This window comes from Rhizobium sp. P1_E6, assembly GCF_056405875.1.
Window position 1 is genome coordinate 1 of record NZ_JBFUBG010000106.1, and the last position, 20258, is coordinate 20258.

The following is a 20258-nucleotide window of genomic DNA, read 5'->3' on the forward strand; positions in this document are numbered from 1 at the left end:
GTGGGCGGCCTTCACGGTCGAGTTCGGCGGCGCGGCTGGAAAGATCGGCCGAGATTTCCTCGGCGCGGRCAAAGAGGTCCTCTCGCGTCGTGCTGCGATTGGTCGCGAAGACGACATTGGACTGGCTCATGAATCGAAACTCCGGTTTTTAGAAATAGGCCCGGCGGGGGCCGCACAACCCCCGCCGGAAGATCGAGGCAGGCAGCCTAGAAAAGCTTGTCCGGGATCCAGCTCGCGGTAGCCGCGTCGCTTGTGCTGAAGGCCGGGATCTTCTGCGCCAGGTCCTCGATCGTCTTGACGCCGGCCGCACGCAGGCTTTCCTGCGTCAAGAGCGTCGGCTTGACGGTAATCTGGTGGGGAATCTCCTGCCCGGCGATCTGCAGCGCCGCGGCGCGGACGGAGACAGCGCCGACAACGGCCGGATTGGTCGCGACGGTCGCAACCCAGGGGCTGCCCTCCTCGGTGATCTCCTGGATGTCGGCGGTCGACACGTCGGCCGAATAGATCTTCAGCTTGCTTGCGATGCCGAGATCGTTGGCGGCGAGCTTCACGCCGCGCGCAAACTCGTCATAGGGCGCGAAGACGACGGTAATGTCGGGATTGGCGGTCAGTGCCGCCTTGGCCTGGTCGGCGGTCGAGGTGGCCGTGGTGTCGCTGACATTGCCGAAGCGGGCCTTTTCGACCACGCCGGAATTCTCCGACTTGAACTTATCCCAGACCTCGTTGCGGCGGTCGAGCGGCGCGAAGCCGGCGACGTAGACATAGCCGGCATTGAAGCTCTTGCCGTTGTCCTTCACCACCTGCTCAAGCCCGAGCTGAGCGAGTTCGTGGTCACTCTGCTCCACCTGCGGCACCTTGGGATTGTTGAGATTGACATCGAAGGCGACGACCTTGATGCCCTTGTCCAGTGCCTGCTGGACAACATCGCCGAGCGATTCCGGCAGTCCATGGTCAACGACGATGCCGGCGACGCCGAGATTGATCGCCTGCAGGATCTGCTCACGCTGCTCGGCGGCATCCTGCCGGCCCGGGAAGACGCGCAGGTCAATGTCGAGCGCCTTGGCCTGGGCTTCAGCGCCAGCCTGATAGGCCTGGAAGAAGTCACCGGCAGAGATATAGCTGATCAGCGCCACCTTCACGCCGCCCCTGTCGAAGGGAGCGGGAGCGCCGTTGAGGCCAGCGGCAAGGGAGGGCTGGGCAAAAAGGAAAGTGATTGCGGCTGCAGAGAGCGTAAGCCGTGCGAGGGATTTCATCGTCGCGGTCCTTCTGGTCAATCGTGGGCGTCGTCTGACAGGCAGGCAGCTCCCCCGCGACGCATGAAATTATTAGATATAATCTCTATGTTTTTAGTAGATTTAATGATCCGATTTTCGCGGTTTCCGGAGATTCTTTGTTCCCGACACCCCGCACGAGTGACAAAGCGTGCCTGGAGGTTCAGGCGCCTTGCAGGCCAATATCGCGGCTTGAAAGCAGACTTGGATTTGCGCGATGCCACTCCTTCACGTCGAAAATATCACCCGCAGTTTCGGGTCGACGCGCGCCCTTGCGGGCGCCCATTTCTCCATTGACCGCGGCGAGATCGTCGCGCTGATGGGCGCCAATGGCGCGGGCAAATCGACGCTGGTCAAGATATTGTCGGGCGTGCTCGCAGCCGATGGCGGCACGATCAGCCTGAGCGACCGGCCCTTCTCTCCGAGGACCCCGTCCGAAGCGGCCAAGGCCGGCGTGGTGACCGTGCACCAGTCGACCGACCTTGTCGGCGCGGCAGGTCTGACGGTGGCCGACGCCCTGCTTCTGCATCGCTTCGCCGAGCGCGGCACACCGTTTTTCGTCTCGCGCGCAAGCGTGCGCCGCCAAGCCCGCGCGATGCTCGATGCCGTCGGTTTCTCGCTGCCGCTCGACAGGGATTTCGGCGATCTGACCGCCGCCGACCGGCAGCTCGTGGCAATCGCCAGGGCGCTCGCCAACAAGGCCGACCTGCTGATCCTCGACGAACCGACCGCAAGCCTTTCGGCAGACGAGAGCCGGCGCCTCTTCGACATCCTGCTCAGTCTGCGTGCACAGGGTCTTGCGATCCTCTACATCTCGCACCGGACTGCCGATCTCGAAGCGATCGCCGACCGGGCACTCGTCATGCGTGGCGGTCGCGTCGTCGGCAGCTTTACCCGCCCCATCGATTTTTCCAGTGCCATCGAGACGATGATCGGCCGCCGGCTGGAAGCGGCACGGCCGGACGCGCGCCCGGCGACCGGTCCGGCCGTTCTCGAAATGCATGATATCCGCCTTCTTCCGGCAAGCACGCCCTTCGATCTGACCCTGCACGAGGGCGAGGTCGTCGCGATCACCGGCGTGCTCGGCGCCGGCAAGAGCCGCCTGCTGTCTGCGATCTTCGGCGCAAGAGGATTCGCCGGCGGCGAGATGCGGCTCGATGGCAGGTCCTATCGGCCGAAATCGCCTGGCGACGCCATTGCGGCCGGTGTGGCAATGGCCGCGGAAGACCGTCACCGTGCCTCGCTCATGCCTGCCGCCTGGCCCGGCAATTCGCTCGCCGCAACCATCAGCCTGCCGCATCTCTCCAAATGGTATCCGCACGGCCTCCTTCTCGGGGGGCGCGAGCGGCGCGAGGCCGAGAAGGCGATTTCCCGCCTTGGCATCAAAGCCGCCGGTCCGCTGGCCTCCATCTGGACACTCTCGGGGGGCAACCAGCAGAAGACGGTGATCGCCCGCTGGGAGGCGGAGCCCAGCCGCCTGTTGCTGCTCGACGAACCATTCCAGGGCGTCGATGTCGGCGCCCGCCACGATATCATCCAGGCGATCCGCGCGCGCACCGACCGCGCAACCCTGATCGCCACATCCGATCCCGAAGAGGCCTATGAGGTCGCTGACCGCATCCTGACCATCGACCGCCACACGCTGCGGCCGGTCGTCATAAATGCCGCCTCTTCTTCAGCCATACAGGGACTTTCCGCATGACGACCATCAACGACGAAGCGCTTCCAAAGGCTGTTACAGCGCCGGAAAGCCGCAACCCGGCCAGTCGTCTCCTGGCGCTCGGCAGCGTTCTGCGCGCCGGCGCAGTCTTCATCCTGCTCGGGCTGATGGTGATCGGCTTCACCTATGCCGAACCGGCCTTCATCAATATCGGCAACCTGATGAGCATCCTGCAGGCCGTGTCGGTCGTCGCCATCCTCGGCGCCGGTGTCACGGTAACGCTGGCCGTCGGCGGATTCGACCTCTCGATCGGCGCGGTTGCTGCCTCCAGCGTCATGGCCGCAAGCTACGCGATGATCGTCTGGCATCTGAATGCCTTCGCTACCGTGCCGCTGGTGCTCGCCTTCGGTGCCGCGATCGGGCTCGTCAACGCCTTCCTCATCGTGCGTCTGCGTGTGCCCGATCTGCTTGCGACGCTTGCCATGATGTTCCTGCTGTCAGGCCTGCAACTCATTCCGACGGCCGGTCGTTCGATTTCGGCCGGCCTCGTGTTGCCCGATGGCTCCAAGGCGACTGGCGCCTATGATCCGGCCTTTCTGCTGATCGGCCGCTACAGCCTGTTCGGCACCCTGCCCGTTTCCGTCGTGCTGATGGCGGTCGTTGCAATCGTTCTCTTCGTGCTGACCGAGCGCACGCGCATCGGCCGGCTGCTCTTTGCCACCGGCGGCAACGAGGTGGCGACGCGGCTTGCCGGGGCATCGACGACGCGGCTGAAGACGCTCGCCTATGTCATCTCGGGAACGCTGGCAGCGCTTGGCGGCATCGTGATTGCCGCTCGCGTCGGTCGCGGCGATGTCTCCTCCGGCGGCTCGCTGTTGATGGACTCGGTCGCCGCCGCGTTGATCGGCTTTGCCGTTCTCAACCTTCGCCGTCCGAACGTCCTCGGCACCATTGCCGGCGCCGTCTTCGTCGGCGTCCTGCTCAATGGCCTGACCATGATGAACGCCCCCTACTACACCCAGGATTTCGTCAAGGGCGCCGTGCTTGTCGGAGCCTTGGCTCTGACCTACGGCCTCGGCCGCAACACCGATCGCTGACAGCAGGATCCGGCCTCAGAAAATTTCCTGCGACCGCATGCATTTGGAATAACGTACCTCTTATGCGCCTAAAATCTATATAATTTACAGACTATCAAATTGAGAGGGTATCGTTATGAATGAAGGACTTGGAGGCGGCTTCGGACGCCGCGAAATCTTGAAGCTTGYAGCAGTTGCCGGAGCGACATTTGCAGGCGCGAGCATGCTGACTGCGCCCGCAGCAAGGGCCGAAGACGAGGGCCTTTCGCTGAAGGGCAAGCGCGTCGCCATCAGCGCCACCGGCACCGACCACTATTTCGATCTTCAGGTCTACAACGCCCAGATCGAAGAGGTGAAGCGGCTCGGCGGTGAGCCGATCGCCGTCGATGCCGGCCGCAACGACGGCAAGCTGATCGCACAGCTTCAGACGCTTGTCGCCCAGAAGCCTGACGCAATCGTCCAGATCCTCGGCACGCTCAGCGTCATCGATCCCTGGCTGAAGAAGGCGCGCGATGCCGGCATTCCGGTATTGACGGTCGATGTCGGCTCGACCAACTCGATCAACAACACGACGTCGGACAATTGGGGCATCGGCAAGGACCTCGCCCTGCAGCTCGTCTCCGATATCGGCGGCGAGGGCAATATCGTCGTCTTCAACGGCTTCTATGGCGTGACACCTTGCGCGATCCGTTACGATCAGCTCGTCAACGTCATCAAGTATTTCCCGAAAGTGAAAATCATCCAGCCGGAACTGCGGGACGTCATCCCCAATACGGTCCAGGACGCCTTCACCCAGATCACTGCGATCCTCAACAAATATCCCGACAAGGGCTCGATTAAGGCCGTCTGGTCGGCCTGGGATATCCCGCAGCTCGGCGCGACGCAGGCGATCGCTGCCGCCGGCCGCAACGAGATCCGTACCTATGGCGTCGACGGCAGCCCGGAGGTTCTCCAGCTCGTCGCCGATAAGAATTCTCCGGCCGGCGCCGATGCCGCCCAACAGCCGGCAGAGATCGGTCGTGTCGCGGTTCGCAACGTTGCCAAGCTGCTCGCCGGTCAGACGCTGCCGCGCGAAACCTATGTTCCGGCGCTGCTCGCCAACAAGGAAAACGTATCCGAGATCATCAAGAAGCTCGGCATCGGTTGATATCAAGGCGGACCTTGCGGCTGATGCCGCAGGGTCCCTCCTCCTGGAAAGCTGCATCATGACTGCATCCGTCCCGACGCAACCGGCCGAGAATGACGATGTCATCATTCGCTTCGACCACGTCGTAAAGCGTTTTGGCGGTGCGCAGGCGCTTGCCGGCGCATCCGTCGCCATCCGTCGTGGCACCGTCCACGGCCTCGTCGGGCAAAACGGCGCCGGCAAGTCGACGCTGATCAAGCTCTTGGCCGGGCTGCATAAGCCGGATGAGGGCAGGATCGAAATCGAGAACAAAGTCCACGACCGGCTGACGCCGCACCTCTGCGAAGAGCTCGGCATCCATTTCATCCATCAGGACCGGTTGCTGGTTCCGACATTCACCGTCGGCGAAGCGCTCTTTCTCGGACGTGAGACCCGGCTTGCGGGAACCCCGTTTATCGACCGTCGGGCCATGCAGAAGCGCGCCAGCGAGCTTCTCGCCAATTATTTCGGTGTGGACCTGTCGAAAAATGCCCTGATCAGCGAACTTTCGACCGCCGAACGACAGATCGTCCAGATCACCCGGGCGCTGCTGCATCAGCCGAAGGTGCTGGTGTTCGACGAGCCAACCGCGGCCCTGGTACGGCGCGAAGCCGAAATCCTCTTCCGGCTGATCCGCCGTCTGCGCGACGAAGGCGTGACCATCATCTATATCTCGCACTACCTCAACGAGATCGAGGAACTGTGCGACCACGTCACCGTGCTGCGCAACGGCCTGGATGTCGCCTCTCTTCCGATCGGCGAGACCTCTGCTAAGGCGATCGCCAGCCTGATGATCGAGCGCGACATTGCCGAGATGTTTCCCAAGCGCCAGGTGGAGCTCGGCGAAGACATCCTGAAGGTCAAAGCGCTTTCGTCTCCAAACCGTTTCGACGATATCAGTTTCACTTTGCGCCGCGGCGAGGTGCTGGGCATTACCGGCCTTCTCGGCTCAGGTGCCAAGGATCTCATCCGCACGCTGTTCGGGCTGGAACAGGCCGCCAGTGGCGAGATCGAAATCGAAGGAAGACTGGCACAACCACGTAGCCCCGCGAAAGCTGTCGACCGCAGGGTCGCGCTGGTGCCCGAGGATCGCCGAGGTCACGGCGTCGGTCTTGATCTGAGCCTGTCTGAAAATATCACGCTGCCGAGCCTCGCCCGCTACACGCGCTTCGGTTTCCTCAACCTCAAGCGCGAGCGTTCCGATACCAGCGACCTCATCAAGCGACTGCAGATCAAGACGGCAGGCCGCGATGCTCTGGTTCGCACGCTCTCCGGGGGCAACCAGCAAAAGGTTGCCATCGCCAAATGGCTGAGTCGTCAGTCGGAAATCTATCTGCTGGACGAGCCGACGGTCGGCGTCGATATCGGCTCCAAGGTTGAGATCTATTCGCTGATCGGCGAGCTCGCAGCGCGCGGCGCCGGCATCATTGTCCTCTCCTCCGACCTGCCGGAGCTCGTGGGCATCACCGATCGCATCCTGGTGTTCTTCCGCGGGCAGCTGATCCGCGAGCTCGATTCCGCCAAGACCACAACGGATGAAGTGCTGTCGGTCTCGACTGGCGCTTCGGAAGGATTACGCCATGTCGGCTGACGTTCAGTTTTCCTCCCTGCCCGTCGCCTCATCCGACCACCCGCCGCAGGCGAAAGGCAAAGCGGCCGTCGCGGTTCTCCGCTTCGGCTCGCTGTTCGCCTTTGCCGCGATCCTCGTGGTCTTCTCGCTGACAGCGCCTTATTTTCTGTCCGTCGGCAATATCGGCAACGTGCTCGGCCAATCCGCCATTTCAGGCGTTCTGGCGATCGGCCTGACGGTCGTGTTGATCGCCGGCGGTTCAAATGTCGTCACCGGTGGCATCGATCTGTCATTAGCGGCGAATATGGGCTTGAGCGCCGCCGTCTACGCCTCGCTGATCCAGCTCGGCTACGGCGATCCCATGGCAGTCACAGCTGCCTTGCTGACCGGGCTTGCGATCGGCGCGATCAATGCGGCCGCCGTCGTCCTGGCGGGCATTGTGCCGCTGCTTGCAACGCTCGCCGTCATGAACGTCGTTGCCGGCCTCGAACTGGTGCTCACGCAGAATACCGTCGTTCCCGCTTCCACCGATTTCCTGACGGCAATCTCGGCGTCCGACAGCTTCGGTATCCCGATCCTTGCCTATGTCCTGATCGGCTTTACGGCAATCGCAACCGCAATCGTGCAATATACGCCTGTCGGGTTGAGGCTCTATGCCGTCGGCGAGTTTCCGGACGCCGCGCGCGCTGCGGGCCTGCCGCTCAAGCGGCTGCTTTCGGGCGCTTTCGTTGCCAGCGGTCTCTGCGGCGGTTTTGCCGGCATACTCTCGGTTTCCTATCTCAGCGGCAGTACGACGGGTTCAGGCGAGGCGCTGCTGCCTGTCGTCGTCATCGCGTTGCTTGGCTCGGTCTTCTCCCGTCGCCTGGTGCCGACCGTTCCGGGAACGCTGATATCGGCGCTGTTCGTCGGTTTCCTGACCAACGGCTTCCAGCTCCTGAACCTGCCGAGCACGCTCGTCAGTGGCGTGCAAGGCCTTCTCATCCTGATCGTCGTGTCGGCCACGACACTGCTGCGCAAACAGGAGATCTGACATGTCTGTTCCGACTTTTGCCGGACGCTCGGCCGCCGGCTTTGCACGATATGGGCTGATCGTGGCGCTTGTCGCGGTTTTCTCCGTCTTCTCGATCCTGGCGCCCACTTTCCTGACACCCGGCAATCTGCAGAGCATTCTCGTGAATAACTTCACGCTGCTCGCCATCATCTCGATTGCGATGACCTTTGCCGTATCGGCCGGCGGCATCGACCTTTCCGTGGGTACCGCGGTCGATTTTGCAAGCTTCGCCTTCGTCTCCCTCGTCCTGGCAGGCCAACCGGTACCGCTGGCCCTGCTGGCCGGTCTCGCCGCAGGCGCGCTTGTCGGCGCCTTCAACGCCATTCTTGTGTCTGCGATCGGCGTCGCACCCTTTCTGGCGACGCTTGGCACATTGTTCATCGGGCGCAGTATCCAGCAGTTGCTGACCAATGGCGGCAATCCCGTCTATCTGCCGCMCTCGGGCATTCCACCCGCCTTCCGCTTCCTCGGGCACGGAACGATCGCGAATGTACCGGTGCCGCTCATCATTGCTGCCGTCATCATCGCAGGTGCTTCGGCTGCTTTTGCCTGGACGCGTTTTGGACGCGTGGTGCTTTCGATCGGCATCCAGCCGAGCGTGGTCCGCTACTCCGGCATCGGGCTTGGTGCTCACGTCGCGGCAACCTTCATTCTCGCCGGAACCATCGCCGCCGTTGCCGGCCTGATCCTGACGGCGACGGTGACGGTTTACATCCCCTCCTCCGGCAATGCGTTTCTGCTGAACGCAATCGGCGCGACCTTCATCGGCACCACCCTCTCGCCACTCGGTCGGCCCAACATCCTTGGTACCGTGCTCGGTGTCCTGCTCCTCAGCATCGTTGCCAACGGCCTCTTGCTGACAGGCCTGAACTTCTACTGGCAGCAGGTCGGCACCGGCAGCCTCATCTTCGCCGTGCTCGCCTTCAGCTTCATCAACAGGAAAACCGTCGGCGCATAACCGCACCCGCCGACAGATGTAGGAATTTTGACATGACCCGTGAAATCAGGCTCAACGCCTTTGACATGAATTGCGTCGGACACCAGTCGCCGGGGCTGTGGCGGCATCCGCGCGACAAGTCCTGGACCTACAAAGACCTGGACTATTGGGTGCATCTGGCAAAGACGCTGGAGCGCGGCAAGTTCGACGGCCTGTTCATCGCCGATGTGCTCGGCGTCTATGACGTCATGAACGGCAATGTCGATGCAGCACTGCGCCATTCGGCGCAGGTGCCGGTCAACGATCCGCTACAGCTGATCCCGACCATGGCCTATGAGACCAAGCATCTCGGCTTCGGCCTGACGGCCTCGCTCTCCTTCGAACATCCCTATACATTCGCCCGGCGGATCTCGACGCTCGACCACCTGACCAAGGGCCGCGTCGGCTGGAACATCGTCACCTCCTATCTCAACAGCGGCGCGCTCAACATCGGCCAGCCGGCACAGACCAACCATGACGACCGCTACGATCTCGCCGATGAATATCTCGAGGTCTGCTACAAGCTCTGGGAAGGAAGCTGGGAGGATGGCGCAGTCGTCCGAGACCGCGAAACGGGCATCTTCACCCATCCGGAAAAGGTCCATCCGATTAACCATGCTGGCAAATACTTCACGGTTCCCGGCATTCATCTGAGCGAACCCTCGCCGCAGCGCACACCTGTACTCTACCAGGCCGGCGCTTCGAGCCGCGGCAAGGATTTTGCCGGCGCACATGCCGAGTGCATTTTCGTGGCGGCGCCCTCGAAGGCGGTTCTGAAGCGCTACGTTGCCAATGTCCGCCAGGCTGCCGAACGGATCGGGCGCAACCCGCGGGAAATCCTCGCCTTCAACCTCCAGACCGTCGTCCTCGGCGAGACGGATGCAGAGGCGCAGCGCAAGTTCAACGAATATCGCGAGTACGCCTCTTTCGAAGGCGCGCTGACGCTGATTTCCGGATGGACCGGTATCGACTTCGGCCAGTTCGGGCCGGACGAGGTGCTGCGCCACCGCTATACGAATGCCGTACAATCGGCCGTCGAGACCTTCACGACCATCGATCCGAGCAAGGAATGGACGGTGCGCGAGATGGCGGACTGGGTGGGCGTCGGCGGCTTTGGCCCGGTCTTCGTCGGCTCTCCCTCCACGGTTGCCGACCTTATGCAGGAATGGGTCGAGGATACCGATGTCGACGGCTTCAACCTTGCCTATGCCGTGACACCGGAGAGCTTCGAGGATACCGTCGATCTGCTCGTACCGGAATTGCAGAAGCGCGGCGTCTACAAGACCGAATACCGGCAGGGCACATTGCGCGAAAAGCTTGGCGGCCAGGGGCCGAGGCTGGTTGCACCGCACCCGGGAGCGGCCTATCGCAACCTCGGAACGGAAGCGCTGCGGCTCGCTGTCGGCGGTCGCTGAAAATAATGGCTGGGTGACAAAAAATATCTCGCCCGGCCAGCCTATTCGAATTTAATTTCTGTCACACTTATCGTTTCAGTTCGAATATAGCCTATTGAATTTTTAGGGATCAGGAGGGGGCATGACTATTGCAGATATCTCGCGGCGGAGCCTGCTGAAGGGCACCGCAGTGCTGCTCGGCTCGACAGCGCTTTCGCGTATTGCTCTGGCGCAGGACGTGCCGGCCGGCGGACGCCTGATCGTCGCCGCCGACTCCGAGCCGAAGAACCTCAACCCCGCCATCGTCGCCTCGAACGGCGTCTTCTTCGTTGCAAGCAAGGTGATCGAACCGCTGGCAGAAGCCTCCTTCGAAGGTGCGGACGGTCTTTCGCCGCGGCTCGCCACGTCCTGGGAGGGCTCGCCTGACGGGCGCTCCGTGACTTTCAAGCTGCGAGAAAACGCGACCTGGCATGACGGCAAGCCGTTCACATCAGCCGACGTCGCCTTCTCGGCACTCAACGTCTGGAAGCCGCTTCAGAATCTCGGCCGCCTGGTCTTCGCCAATCTGGAGGCGGTCGACACGCCCGACGACCACACGGCGATCTTCCGCTTCTCAAAGCCGACGCCCTTCCAGCTTATCCGCAATGCACTGCCGGCCGTCACCAGCGTCGTCGCCAAGCATATTTTCGAAGGCAGCGACATCGCCAAGAACCCGGCCAACAATACGCTTGTCGGCACTGGCCCCTTCAAGTTCGCCGAGTACAAGCCGGGCGAATATTACCGGCTGACGCGCAACGAGAACTATTGGCAGAAGGGCGAGCCGAAGCTCAACGAAATCGTCTACCGCGTGCTGCCCGACCGTGAATCGGCTGGAGCCGCGCTTGAAGCCGAGGAAATCCACCTCGCCGCCTTCTCCGCCGTGCCGCTCGCCGATCTCGACCGGATCTCCAAGGTTGACGGCATCAAGGTGATCTCCAAGGGCTATGAGGCACTGACCTATCAGCTCGTCATCGAGATCAACCATCGCCGCAAGGAACTCTCCGATCTCAGAGTCCGCCAAGCGATTGCCCATGCGATCGACAAGAAATTCGTCGTCGACACGATCTTCCTCGGCTATGCGACGGAATCGACCGGTCCAGTTCCGAAGAATTCCAAGGAGTTCTACACCGCCGATGTCGCCAACTATAATTTCGACGTTCAGGCGGCGAACGACCTCCTTGATCAGGGAGGCTACACCAAAGGGCCTGACGGCAAACGTTTCCAGCTCAAGCTCCGCCCGGCGCCCTATTTCAACGAGACACGCCAGTTCGGCGATTATCTGCGTCAGGCGCTTGCTGCTGTCGGCATCGACGCGGTGATCGTCAACGCCGATGCAGCGGCCCACCAGAAGGCAGTTTACACCGATCACGACTTCGACATCGCTGTTGGCCCGCCGGTCTTCCGCGGCGATCCGGCCATTTCCACAACGATCCTTGTGCAGTCCGGAACGCCTGACGGCGTGCCCTTCTCCAACCAGGGCGGCTATGTCAGCGCCGAACTCGACAAGATCATAGAGCAGGCCTCCGAAACCGTGGATACTGCGGCGCGTACCGACCTCTACTACAAGTTCCAGCAACTCGCGGTGGCGGAACTGCCGCTGATCAACGTTGCCGAATGGGGCTTCATCACGGTGGCGCGCGATACGGTATTGAACGTATCGAACAATCCGCGCTGGGTAGTTTCGAACTGGGGCGATACAGCGCTGCAATCATGATAGGGTCGAAGGCTGATTTCCTTCAGAGGCCTCGTCCGGCGTGAAACGTGCACTCAACCTCCTGAGACGCAGGGTCATCAGCAGCATTCCAGTGCTGCTGATCGTCGTGATCTTCAGCTTCTTCCTGCTTGAATCCGCTTCCGGCGATGCCGTTGATGCCTATCTCGGCTCGATCGGCGGCGGTGATGCGGCGCTGATCAAATCGTTGCGGGAAAGCTACGGGCTCGATCAATCGGTCTTCGCCCGCCTCTGGCTCTATCTTTCGTCGCTCGCCCGTCTCGACCTAGGCTGGTCTGTAGCCTTCAACCGGCCGGTACGCGACCTCATTGCCGAACGGCTGCCGAACACACTGCTCCTGATGGGAAGTGCCACGGGGCTTTCTTTCGGACTCGGCTCGGCGCTCGGCATCCTGGCCGGAGCAAGACCGGGCAGTCTGCGTGATCGCGCCCTGTCGATCGGTTCTCTGATCATTTATGCCATTCCAAGCTTCTGGCTGGGATTGGTGCTCAGCATCCTCTTTTCGGTCAAGCTGCGCTGGCTGCCGATCGCCGGTATCGAGACTATCGCCTCCGGCAAGGCCGGCCCTTCCCGTGCGCTTGATGTTGCAGAACATCTTGCCCTGCCAGTCGGGGCTCTAGCCTGCATCTATCTTGCGATTTTTCTGCGCGTCATGCGTTCAGGCATGGCAGAAGCCTGGAAGCTCGATTTCGTGTTGTTTGCCCGCGCAAAGGGACTGTCGCGCAGCCGCATCGTGCTTCGCCATGTGGCGCGCAATGCGCTGCTACCACTCGTCACCATGCTCGGGCTACAGTCTGCCGCCATGCTCGGCGGCAGCGTGGTGATCGAGAGCGTCTTTGCCATTCCAGGCTTCGGCAGGCTGGCGCAGGAGGCGGTCAACGGCCGTGATGCGCCGCTGCTGATGGGCATCATCGTCACCAGCGCCGTTCTGGTGATCTGCATCAATTTCATCGTCGATCTCGCCTATGCCGCCCTCGATCCGCGCATCGGCGCATCGGAGGGTCGGGCATGACACTGCTGCGCCGTCTCCTTCAGACTCCGGAAGGAGCGATCGGGTTTGCGATCCTGGCGGCCTTGCTGATTGCTGGTCTGCTGGCCCCGGTCATATCGCCAGGAGATCCGCTGCGGATTGCCGGCCGGGCGCTGCTTGCACCCTTCACCGACTCGAACCTGCCGCTTGGCACCGATAGGCTGGGGCGCGATGTGCTCGCCGGCCTGCTCTACGGCGCGCGGACTTCGCTGGCCGTAGGAATTGCCGCAGCCCTTTCCGCCATGGTGCTCGGGCTTTTCGTCGGCATGACTGCCGGCTTTGCCGGCGGTGTCATCGACGAGGCATTGATGCGCGTCGTCGATGCCTTCCAGATCGTTCCGGGCTTCCTGCTGGCGCTCGCTTTCGTCAGCATCATCGGCGTGTCGACACCGGTCGTCGTCTTTGCGATTGCACTCGGAACCTGGGCCGATCCCGCACGGCTGACGCGAGCGCAAGTGCTATCCATCCGCGAGCGGGATTATGTGGCTGCCGCACGCGTGATCGGCATGCATCCGGCCGAGATCGCCTTTAAGGAAATCCTGCCGAACGCCCTGCCGCCGGTTCTGGCCCTGTCTGCCACCATCGTGGCCGGCGCGATCCTGACCGAAGCCGCCCTCTCCTTTCTTGGTCTCGGTAATCCCAATCTCGCCACCTGGGGCTCGATGATTGCCGAAGGCCGCAGCGTATTGCGCTCGGCAGCCTATCTTTCGGTTCTGCCCGGTCTGGCGCTGGCCATCACCGTGCTCGGCGTTCATCTCTTCAGCGAGGGTTTGACCCGGGCGCTCGACACTGGCGGAGCCCGGTAATGATTGCTCCCTTCTGCAGTGTGAATGGACTTTCGGTCCGCTACGGCCAAGTGGTGGCGTTGAGTTCTGTCGATCTCGATATCGTAAAAGGCGAGAGGCTGGCGATCGTAGGCGAAAGCGGCTCCGGGAAAAGCACGCTTGCCCGTGCGCTTGCCGGGCTCCTGCCGAAACGGGTCAAAATCGAAGGCGAAATAACATGGCCGGCTCTCGGTCATGCTCCGCTCCCCGGCCGCGATTTCGGTTTCGTCTTTCAGGATCCCGGCACCAGTCTCAATCCGGTGCTGACCATTGGCGAGCAGGTTGCGGAAGCCGCACGACAGCACTTGAGGCTGGACTGGCGGCAGGCCTATGCCCGTGCTGAAGAGCTTCTGGAACGGGTGCGCATACCGCAGTCCGCAAGCGTCATGCGCGCTTTCCCGCACCAACTTTCAGGAGGCCAACGGCAGCGCGTGGTGATTGCCGCGGCAATCGCGGCCAAGCCCGCCTTGCTGATCGCCGATGAGGCGACCAGTGCGCTCGACGTGGTGGTCCAGGCAGAGATCGTCCGTCTTCTCGACGGGCTAGTGCGTGAGGAAGGCATGACGCTGCTTTTTATTACTCATGATATCGCGCTCGCCTCCGGCTTCGTCGACCGCGTCGCCGTCTTCCGCAATGGAGAATTGTTGGAAGCTGGTCCCGTTCGATCGGTGCTATCGTCGCCATCTCACAGCTATACCGCCGCCCTGATCTCCAGCCATCGCGATCTCTCCACACAGCCCCTGATTACCGAGGCAGTATCATGAATGGGCTTCTGACCGTAGCCGCATTGTCCAAGGCCTATTCCGGTTCCGGTCGCYAGGTAGCGGCGCTTGACGCAGTTTCTCTGGCAATCGCGGCCGGCGAAACCCTGGGCTTGGTCGGAGCTTCCGGCAGCGGAAAATCGACACTGGCGCGTGTCCTTCTACGCCTGTTGGAGCCTGATGCCGGCTCCATCCGGTTCGAAGGAGAGGATTGGCTCGCACTTCGCGGCGCCGACCTGCGACGCCGACGCGCACATATGCAGATGGTGTTTCAGGACCCACTCGCCGCCTTCAATCCGCTGGCATCGGTCGCCACGGTTCTCGACGATCCGCTAAGAATTCACGGCATTGCGGACAAGGCGCGGCGGCCGGGCGAAATCGCTGCCCTGCTCGAGCGCGTCGGTCTGCCCGCCGCCTTTGCCTCCCGCCCAGTCCGCACGCTGTCGGGCGGACAACGACAGCGCGTCGCCATTGCCCGCGCCATCTCGACGCGGCCCTCCCTACTGGTTCTGGACGAGGCCGTTTCCGCACTCGATGTGACCGTTCGYGGCCGCATCCTTGAATTGCTGGTCGAGCTACAGCGCGAGCGCGGCCTTGCCTATCTCTTCATATCCCATGACCTCGCGGTGGTGCGGGTGATCTCGCATCGCATCGCCGTCATGGACGCCGGCCGTATCGTCGAGGAAGGACCGGCGAGAGATGTCGTTACCGCCCCACGATCCGACGCGGCGCGCCAGCTCGTTGCAGCCGTGCCGCGCCTCGTGACCGAACCCGCTTGAAGGAGCTGCTCATGACCGAAGCCTGGAACCCGCTTTACGGCGCGCCGGTCTATCCGGCAGAACGTTACGCCACTCTTGCCCGCCGCATCGGCGTATTGCTGAAGACTGATAACGACGTGCTGCTGGTGCAGGCCGAGGCCGTGGTGGCGCTTGAAGCCGTCGCGACCAGCCTTGCAAAGCCCGGCCTTTCGGCGTTCAACATCGTAACCAGTCCGTATGGCGGCTGGTTCGGGCAGTGGCTGCGCCGCGGCGGCGCTACCGTCATCGACATCGTCGCCCGACCCGGCAGACCCATCGAGGTCGAAGCGATTACTGCGGCGCTGGATGCCAATCCCGGTGTCCGTGTGCTGGCGCTCGTTCACGCGGAATCGGCAAGCGGCATCCTCAATCCGCTGCCTGAAATCGCCGCGTTGGCGCGGGCACGAGGCATCGTAACGGTGGTCGATGCGGTAGCATCTGTCGGCGGTCACGCGCTCGATGTCGCCGGATCGGGCATCGATATTGCCGTGATCGGCCCGCAGAAGGCGCTTGGCGGACCTGCCGGCGTTTCCGCCCTGTCGGTCAGCCCGCGAGCCTGGGAGCTGATCCTGCGTGACGATGCGCCACGTGATTCCATCCTGTCGCTGGTCGATCTGAAGGCCTGGGTCGATGCCGGCGGCGGAGCGTTGCCGGGAACGCCGGCGCCACTGGAATTCTTTGCATTGGAGGCCTCGCTTGACCGGGTCGAGGCGGAGGGCATCGAGCAGATCGTCGCACGCCATGAGAGAGCCGCTTCGGCAAGTCGAGCAGGCCTTGCAGCGTTGGGCGCCAGCCTTTGGGTGCCAGCCGAACAGGCATCAAACCTTGTGACAACGGTCTCCGTGCCATCAGGAGTTGAATCCAGTTCTGTCATCGGTTTTTCGGCAGGGTTGGGTGTCGAATTGACGCCAGGTGTCGGAGCGGGCTCGTCCCACTTGATACGCTTCAACCATACAGGTCCACGGGCAACGTTCCAGACGGTGCTTGCAAATGTCGTGGCTTATGGCGCGGCGCTTCGGCGGGCTGGTTTCCCCGCTAATATCGCAGCCGCATCGGAAGCGGTGACGAAGACCTACAGCGGCTGATCGCTCAATACCAGGAGTTCGGAGTCGGCTGCCAGAAGAACAATTCCTCTTCACGCAGGCTATGCAGGCGGCTTTCGGAATCCTGTTCGGTCGCTCGGGCAGGCATTTCGAAGACCCTTTGCTCACGGCCCCAGAAAAGCTTCGCAAGGAAAGTTTTGAATGCCGCAAACATACGTCACCTCCGGGAAAACCAAGCGATGATTTTCGCACGGATCGCGCTGCCGGGAAATATTGTCTACAAAATTTGTATTCTAATTTATTCTGTTGCGCCGCACGCTGATACCACAGGAAGAATGGCGCACGCGAAAAAGGCTTTGCTCGGTGAAAAGAAGCCGCTGCCGGGATATCAGGCCTAATCTGCCACCGCCTCTTGAGAATCGAGCTGTTCCGATGCACGAAGAGCTGAAACCAACATGCTAAGGATCTCGGAATGACGGACGCAAGTGGGCTTCAGATAGAGTTCGAGGGCCATCAGACCCTGCTGAAATGGCATCGCCTGCGCCGGCGCATGACCGATCCGCTGTTTTCGGCGGAGGTGATGGCGGAAGGCTTCAAGGCCGGCGCCTCGATGGAGCTCGACCTGCGGGTGCGCGCTGATGGCGGTTTCGTCGTGCTGCATGATAGGCAGCTGGAAGGCGAGACGTCTGGGCACGGCATCATTGCCGAGAAGAGCCTTGCGGATCTGCGCAACCTGCGCATGAATGACGGCAATCGTCCGCTCCTCTACAGCGAAGATCTGGCAGCCATGCTGCAATCGGCCCATCCGGACGCGTTGCTGCAGTTCGACATGAAGGATGATTACGAGGTCATCGGCGAAAAGGGGATCGCCCATCTGGCCGAACACCTGCAGAAGATTTCCGCCTCCGTCATCGTTAGCGCCGGAAGTCTGGAGCTCATTCTGGCCGTCAAGGAGAAGCTGCCGCATCTGCGCCGCGGCATCGACCCCAGCGACAAGCTCGGCGACATATACAGGACCGAAGGATGGAAAGCGGTTGAAAAGGAACTGCTTGCCGATCTGCGCGGCCCGACGGAGCCGGAAACAATCTATCTCTACTGGCCGATGCTGCTCGATGCGGCAAAAGCAGGCCTCGATATGATCGCGCTTTGCCATAACGAGGGTAAGCTGGTCGATGCCTGGACCTTCACACTGAAAGATCCCAACGGTGGCTTCAGCGATACGGAGTGGACGAATTTCTCGGCACTGGTCGCTTTGAAGCCGGATCAGATCACCACGGACGAAGCCCTGGCGACCGAGCGGGCATGGCTGAAACGCATGGCAGGCTGATCAGCCCGCCAATCCCTCGAACTCGACGAGGAAAGCGAATTCTTCTGCCAATCCAGGCGAATAGGCGATGACAGGGCCGCCATGCTGCAGCAATCTGTCGACTGGTGGAATGGCAACTTTCGCGCCAGCCTCGGCAGCGATCAGCGCACCGGCAAGCATATCCCAGGCATTCAGATGCCGTTCGTAAAAGAGATCCGAAACTCCTTCCGCCACACGCACGAGATCGACTGCGGCTGCCCCCATGCGGCGATRATCCATGCCACGTTCGTAGAGCCGCTTGGAGAGTGCCGCATAGTCGTCAAAGCTCGTCTTGCGCGAATGACCGAGCACAACGATCGCATTGGCGGGATCGGTGGTCGGGGCGGCATGGATCGGCTGGCCCTCCTTGAAGGCGCCGCAGCCGCGGATGGCGGAAAAGACCTGGTCATTAGCCGCATCATAGACCACGCCGATATCCACCTTGCCATCGGCGACGAAGGCGATGGAAACACCCCAGTGGCGAAAACCACGGATGTAATTGGTCGTCCCGTCGATGGGATCGACGACCCAGGTGCCGGCCGAGCCTGACTCACCGCCGGTTTCCTCACCCATGAACGTATCCTCAGGGAAGCGCGCCAGCAGTCCCTCGCGGATCGCCTGCTCTGCCTGCCTGTCTGCGATGGTGACGAAATCCTGCAATCCCTTATTCTCGACGTTGAGCGCGCCCGGCTTTCCTTCACGCCTGAAGCGCGCAGCCTCGCGTCCAGCGTTGCGGGCCACGTCGATTGCGACCTCCGCCCGCGCGGTCAGAGCTGAGGCATCGAATGCGGAATTCATCAAGCAGTCCTTCTTTTGATCAGCGTCACGGGGGTAAATTCGACGCGGGCGGTCATATCCGGTTCAGCCATCCTGGACATCAGCAGATTGACCGTTTGTTCAGCCTGGAAATCGCACGGCTGGCGGATGGTCGTGAGGTCGTAGGCCGCCCAGCTTGCCTGAGGAATGTCATCATGGCCGATGATGCGGATCGGCGGCTGCTCCTCGCGGCCGTGCTCCCTCATCATCCGGTCGACCACGCCGCAAGCCATGTAGTCATTGGCGCAGAACAGGCCGTCGATGCCGAGCGAGGCAAGACCGGCGGCTGCGTCATAACCGTTCCGATAGTCGTTAACCTTCAGTTCCACCATTCGGGGCTCAAGACCGCGTTGACGGCAGGTCATCATGAAGGCTTCGCTACGTCGCCTTGCCGTATAGGATATGGCAGGCGCGGCCATGACCGCCGGCGCCTTGACGCCGCTTTCGATGAGATGCGAGGCGGCAAGATGCCCGGCCATGCGATCGTCGGAGATGATGCGATCGACGAAGGGAATATCATCGCCCTTGTTGATCAGCACAATCGGTACGCCTTCGGCGGCGCACTGCTCGCAGATCTCCGTCGGCGGTGCATCCGACGTTACGATGACGCCCGAGACGGCATAGTGCAGCAACTGGCCGATGACGGTCGAGGTGTCGGCCTCCTTTGAGGTCGGCAGCAGGATCGGACGAAAGTTGCGGGCGAGCAGGACACGAGCCAGATGCTCGATCTGCAGTGTACGGAACGGATTGTCGAGCCCGGCGGCGACAACGCCGACGAGATCGGAGCGCTTGTTGGTCAGGCTGCGGGCGAGATAGTTCACCCGATAGCCGAGATCCTTCGCCGCCTGATAGACCTTTTCGCGCGTCTTCGGCGAAACGCTGGCATCCGGCGTGAAGGCGCGCGAGACGGCGGCACGCGAGACGCCTGCCACACGCGCCACGTCGAAGGACGTGACCTTTCTCGGCCCCTTGTTATCCTTGTCTGCCATGTCTTTCACCCCCCAGCGGCCGGGCGCATCAGATCGGGCAGGTCCGTACAGATGCCAAGCACCGGAAGCTTCATGATGTCGGAAAGAATGGCCGGTCGCTCCTCATGCCACAGCACGATCTCACGGCCCTCGCCGAAAGCCCGCTGCATCAGCTCTTCGCTCACGAGATCCTGCGGCCGTTCGCCGGCCCGTTCCCAGCAGAGATGCAGGATATCGGCACCGGCCTCGTCGCCCGCCGCATGCGGATCGTGGCCGACGCGGATCAACACCGAGAGCGGATAGTCGCAACCGGCATCGCGAAGCTCGCGCACCTGTGCCGTATCGAAGGAGCCGAGGCAGGCGAAGCGCTGGTTCTTTTCGTTAAGGTGCTTCCAGCACAGAAGCCCCGTGCCCGGCGCCTTCAGTTCGATATAGAGGCCCGTATTGGTCCGCCGGCCTAGGGCTGCGACCGCCTCGAAAGTCGGAATATTGACGCCTTCGAGGGCAGCAAGTTCGGCGGCCCTCATCTCGGAAATGCGACTGTCGATGCCGAAGACACGCTCCAGATGGTCGTCGTGGGAGACCACGACCACGCCGTCCTTGGTGAGCTGTGTGTCGAGCTCCCACATTTCCGCACCAAGTTCGGCGGCGCGCTGAAAGGCTTCGAGCGTATTTTCCCGCTCATGACCGCTCGCGCCGCGATGGCCGACGCAGAAAGGCAGATATCCCTTGTTCAAGGG

20 protein-coding genes and 1 pseudogene are annotated in these 20258 nt (G+C 62.1%); 15 read left to right on the forward strand and 6 right to left on the reverse strand.

All coding sequences use genetic code 11. The features are described from left to right. Both AC1D35_RS30660 and AC1D35_RS30665 read right to left on the reverse strand, forming a co-directional pair. Positions 1 to 130: pseudogene (locus AC1D35_RS30660) on the reverse strand (acyl-CoA dehydrogenase family protein); the annotation flags it as partial. Between the two features lie 76 nt (positions 131 to 206). Beyond that, the gene (locus AC1D35_RS30665) at positions 207 to 1253 is read right to left on the reverse strand and encodes a substrate-binding domain-containing protein (RefSeq protein WP_477851891.1); all 1047 of its coding nucleotides are present in this window, start codon (positions 1251 to 1253) and stop codon (positions 207 to 209) included. A gap of 235 nt (positions 1254 to 1488) precedes the next feature. Between AC1D35_RS30665 and AC1D35_RS30670 the strand changes: the two genes are divergently transcribed. The 13 genes from AC1D35_RS30670 (at position 1489) to AC1D35_RS30730 (ending at position 16431) form a co-directional block, all read left to right on the forward strand. Continuing rightward, positions 1489 to 2973, forward strand: a complete 1485-nt coding sequence (locus tag AC1D35_RS30670; RefSeq protein WP_477851892.1) for a sugar ABC transporter ATP-binding protein — start codon at positions 1489 to 1491, stop codon at positions 2971 to 2973. Then, positions 2970 to 4028: an ABC transporter permease gene (locus AC1D35_RS30675; protein ID WP_477851895.1), complete on the forward strand. Its 1059-nt coding sequence runs from the start codon at positions 2970 to 2972 to the stop codon at positions 4026 to 4028. Before AC1D35_RS30670 ends, AC1D35_RS30675 begins: the two co-directional genes overlap by 4 nt. Before the next feature lie 115 nt (positions 4029 to 4143). Then, positions 4144 to 5154 carry a sugar ABC transporter substrate-binding protein gene (locus AC1D35_RS30680; protein WP_477941642.1) on the forward strand — a complete coding sequence of 337 codons (1011 nt, stop codon included), beginning with the start codon at positions 4144 to 4146 and terminating at the stop codon, positions 5152 to 5154. 58 nt (positions 5155 to 5212) lie between these two features. Next, positions 5213 to 6763, forward strand: a complete 1551-nt coding sequence (locus tag AC1D35_RS30685) for a sugar ABC transporter ATP-binding protein (protein WP_477851897.1) — start codon at positions 5213 to 5215, stop codon at positions 6761 to 6763. Beyond that, positions 6753 to 7772: an ABC transporter permease gene (locus AC1D35_RS30690; protein WP_477851898.1), complete on the forward strand. Its 1020-nt coding sequence runs from the start codon at positions 6753 to 6755 to the stop codon at positions 7770 to 7772. The genes AC1D35_RS30685 and AC1D35_RS30690 overlap by 11 nt, the downstream gene beginning before the upstream one ends. 1 nt (position 7773) lies before the next feature. Then, positions 7774 to 8751, forward strand: coding sequence for an ABC transporter permease (locus AC1D35_RS30695; protein WP_477941645.1), 978 nt, complete (start codon positions 7774 to 7776; stop codon positions 8749 to 8751). Positions 8752 to 8783: 32 nt separating this feature from the next. Next, entirely contained in the window at positions 8784 to 10184 is a 1401-nt protein-coding gene (locus AC1D35_RS30700) for an LLM class flavin-dependent oxidoreductase (RefSeq protein WP_477851902.1), read from the forward strand. 121 nt (positions 10185 to 10305) lie between these two features. Continuing rightward, complete coding sequence (locus tag AC1D35_RS30705) at positions 10306 to 11916, forward strand: ABC transporter substrate-binding protein (RefSeq protein WP_477851904.1); 1611 nt, start codon at positions 10306 to 10308, stop codon at positions 11914 to 11916. Positions 11917 to 11956: 40 nt separating this feature from the next. After that, a complete protein-coding gene (locus AC1D35_RS30710; RefSeq protein WP_477851906.1) occupies positions 11957 to 12946 on the forward strand; it encodes an ABC transporter permease in 990 nt (329 codons plus the stop codon). Beyond that, positions 12943 to 13770, forward strand: coding sequence for an ABC transporter permease (locus tag AC1D35_RS30715; protein ID WP_113310612.1), 828 nt, complete (start codon positions 12943 to 12945; stop codon positions 13768 to 13770). Before AC1D35_RS30710 ends, AC1D35_RS30715 begins: the two co-directional genes overlap by 4 nt. Further along, a complete protein-coding gene (locus AC1D35_RS30720) occupies positions 13770 to 14552 on the forward strand; it encodes an ABC transporter ATP-binding protein (protein ID WP_477941650.1) in 783 nt (260 codons plus the stop codon). The genes AC1D35_RS30715 and AC1D35_RS30720 overlap by 1 nt, the downstream gene beginning before the upstream one ends. Further along, the gene (locus AC1D35_RS30725) at positions 14549 to 15328 is read left to right on the forward strand and encodes an ABC transporter ATP-binding protein (protein WP_477941652.1); all 780 of its coding nucleotides are present in this window, start codon (positions 14549 to 14551) and stop codon (positions 15326 to 15328) included. Before AC1D35_RS30720 ends, AC1D35_RS30725 begins: the two co-directional genes overlap by 4 nt. An 11-nt stretch (positions 15329 to 15339) precedes the next feature. After that, positions 15340 to 16431, forward strand: a complete 1092-nt coding sequence (locus AC1D35_RS30730; protein WP_113310609.1) for a pyridoxal-phosphate-dependent aminotransferase family protein — start codon at positions 15340 to 15342, stop codon at positions 16429 to 16431. Between the two features lie 4 nt (positions 16432 to 16435). Here the strand turns inward: AC1D35_RS30730 and AC1D35_RS30735 are convergent, their stop codons facing one another. Next, complete coding sequence (locus AC1D35_RS30735) at positions 16436 to 16603, reverse strand: hypothetical protein (protein ID WP_162747225.1); 168 nt, start codon at positions 16601 to 16603, stop codon at positions 16436 to 16438. A gap of 25 nt (positions 16604 to 16628) precedes the next feature. Here AC1D35_RS30735 and AC1D35_RS30740 point away from each other — a divergent pair, with 25 nt between their 5' ends. After that, positions 16629 to 16787 (forward strand): hypothetical protein, encoded by a 159-nt coding sequence (locus AC1D35_RS30740; protein WP_162748568.1) that lies wholly within the window; start codon positions 16629 to 16631, stop codon positions 16785 to 16787. Positions 16788 to 16861: 74 nt separating this feature from the next. Then, positions 16862 to 17716: a glycerophosphodiester phosphodiesterase gene (locus AC1D35_RS30745; RefSeq protein ID WP_477851910.1), complete on the forward strand. Its 855-nt coding sequence runs from the start codon at positions 16862 to 16864 to the stop codon at positions 17714 to 17716. Here the strand turns inward: AC1D35_RS30745 and AC1D35_RS30750 are convergent, their stop codons facing one another. The 3 genes from AC1D35_RS30750 to AC1D35_RS30760 all read right to left on the reverse strand — a co-directional run. Continuing rightward, complete coding sequence (locus AC1D35_RS30750; protein ID WP_477941656.1) at positions 17717 to 18532, reverse strand: inositol monophosphatase family protein; 816 nt, start codon at positions 18530 to 18532, stop codon at positions 17717 to 17719. It abuts the gene before it with no gap. Next, positions 18532 to 19539, reverse strand: coding sequence for a LacI family DNA-binding transcriptional regulator (locus AC1D35_RS30755; RefSeq protein ID WP_113310606.1), 1008 nt, complete (start codon positions 19537 to 19539; stop codon positions 18532 to 18534). The genes AC1D35_RS30750 and AC1D35_RS30755 overlap by 1 nt, the downstream gene beginning before the upstream one ends. 5 nt (positions 19540 to 19544) lie before the next feature. Beyond that, positions 19545 to 20258, reverse strand: a 714-nt coding sequence (locus tag AC1D35_RS30760; RefSeq protein ID WP_477941657.1) for a glycerophosphodiester phosphodiesterase, incomplete at its 5' end; no start/stop codon positions are given.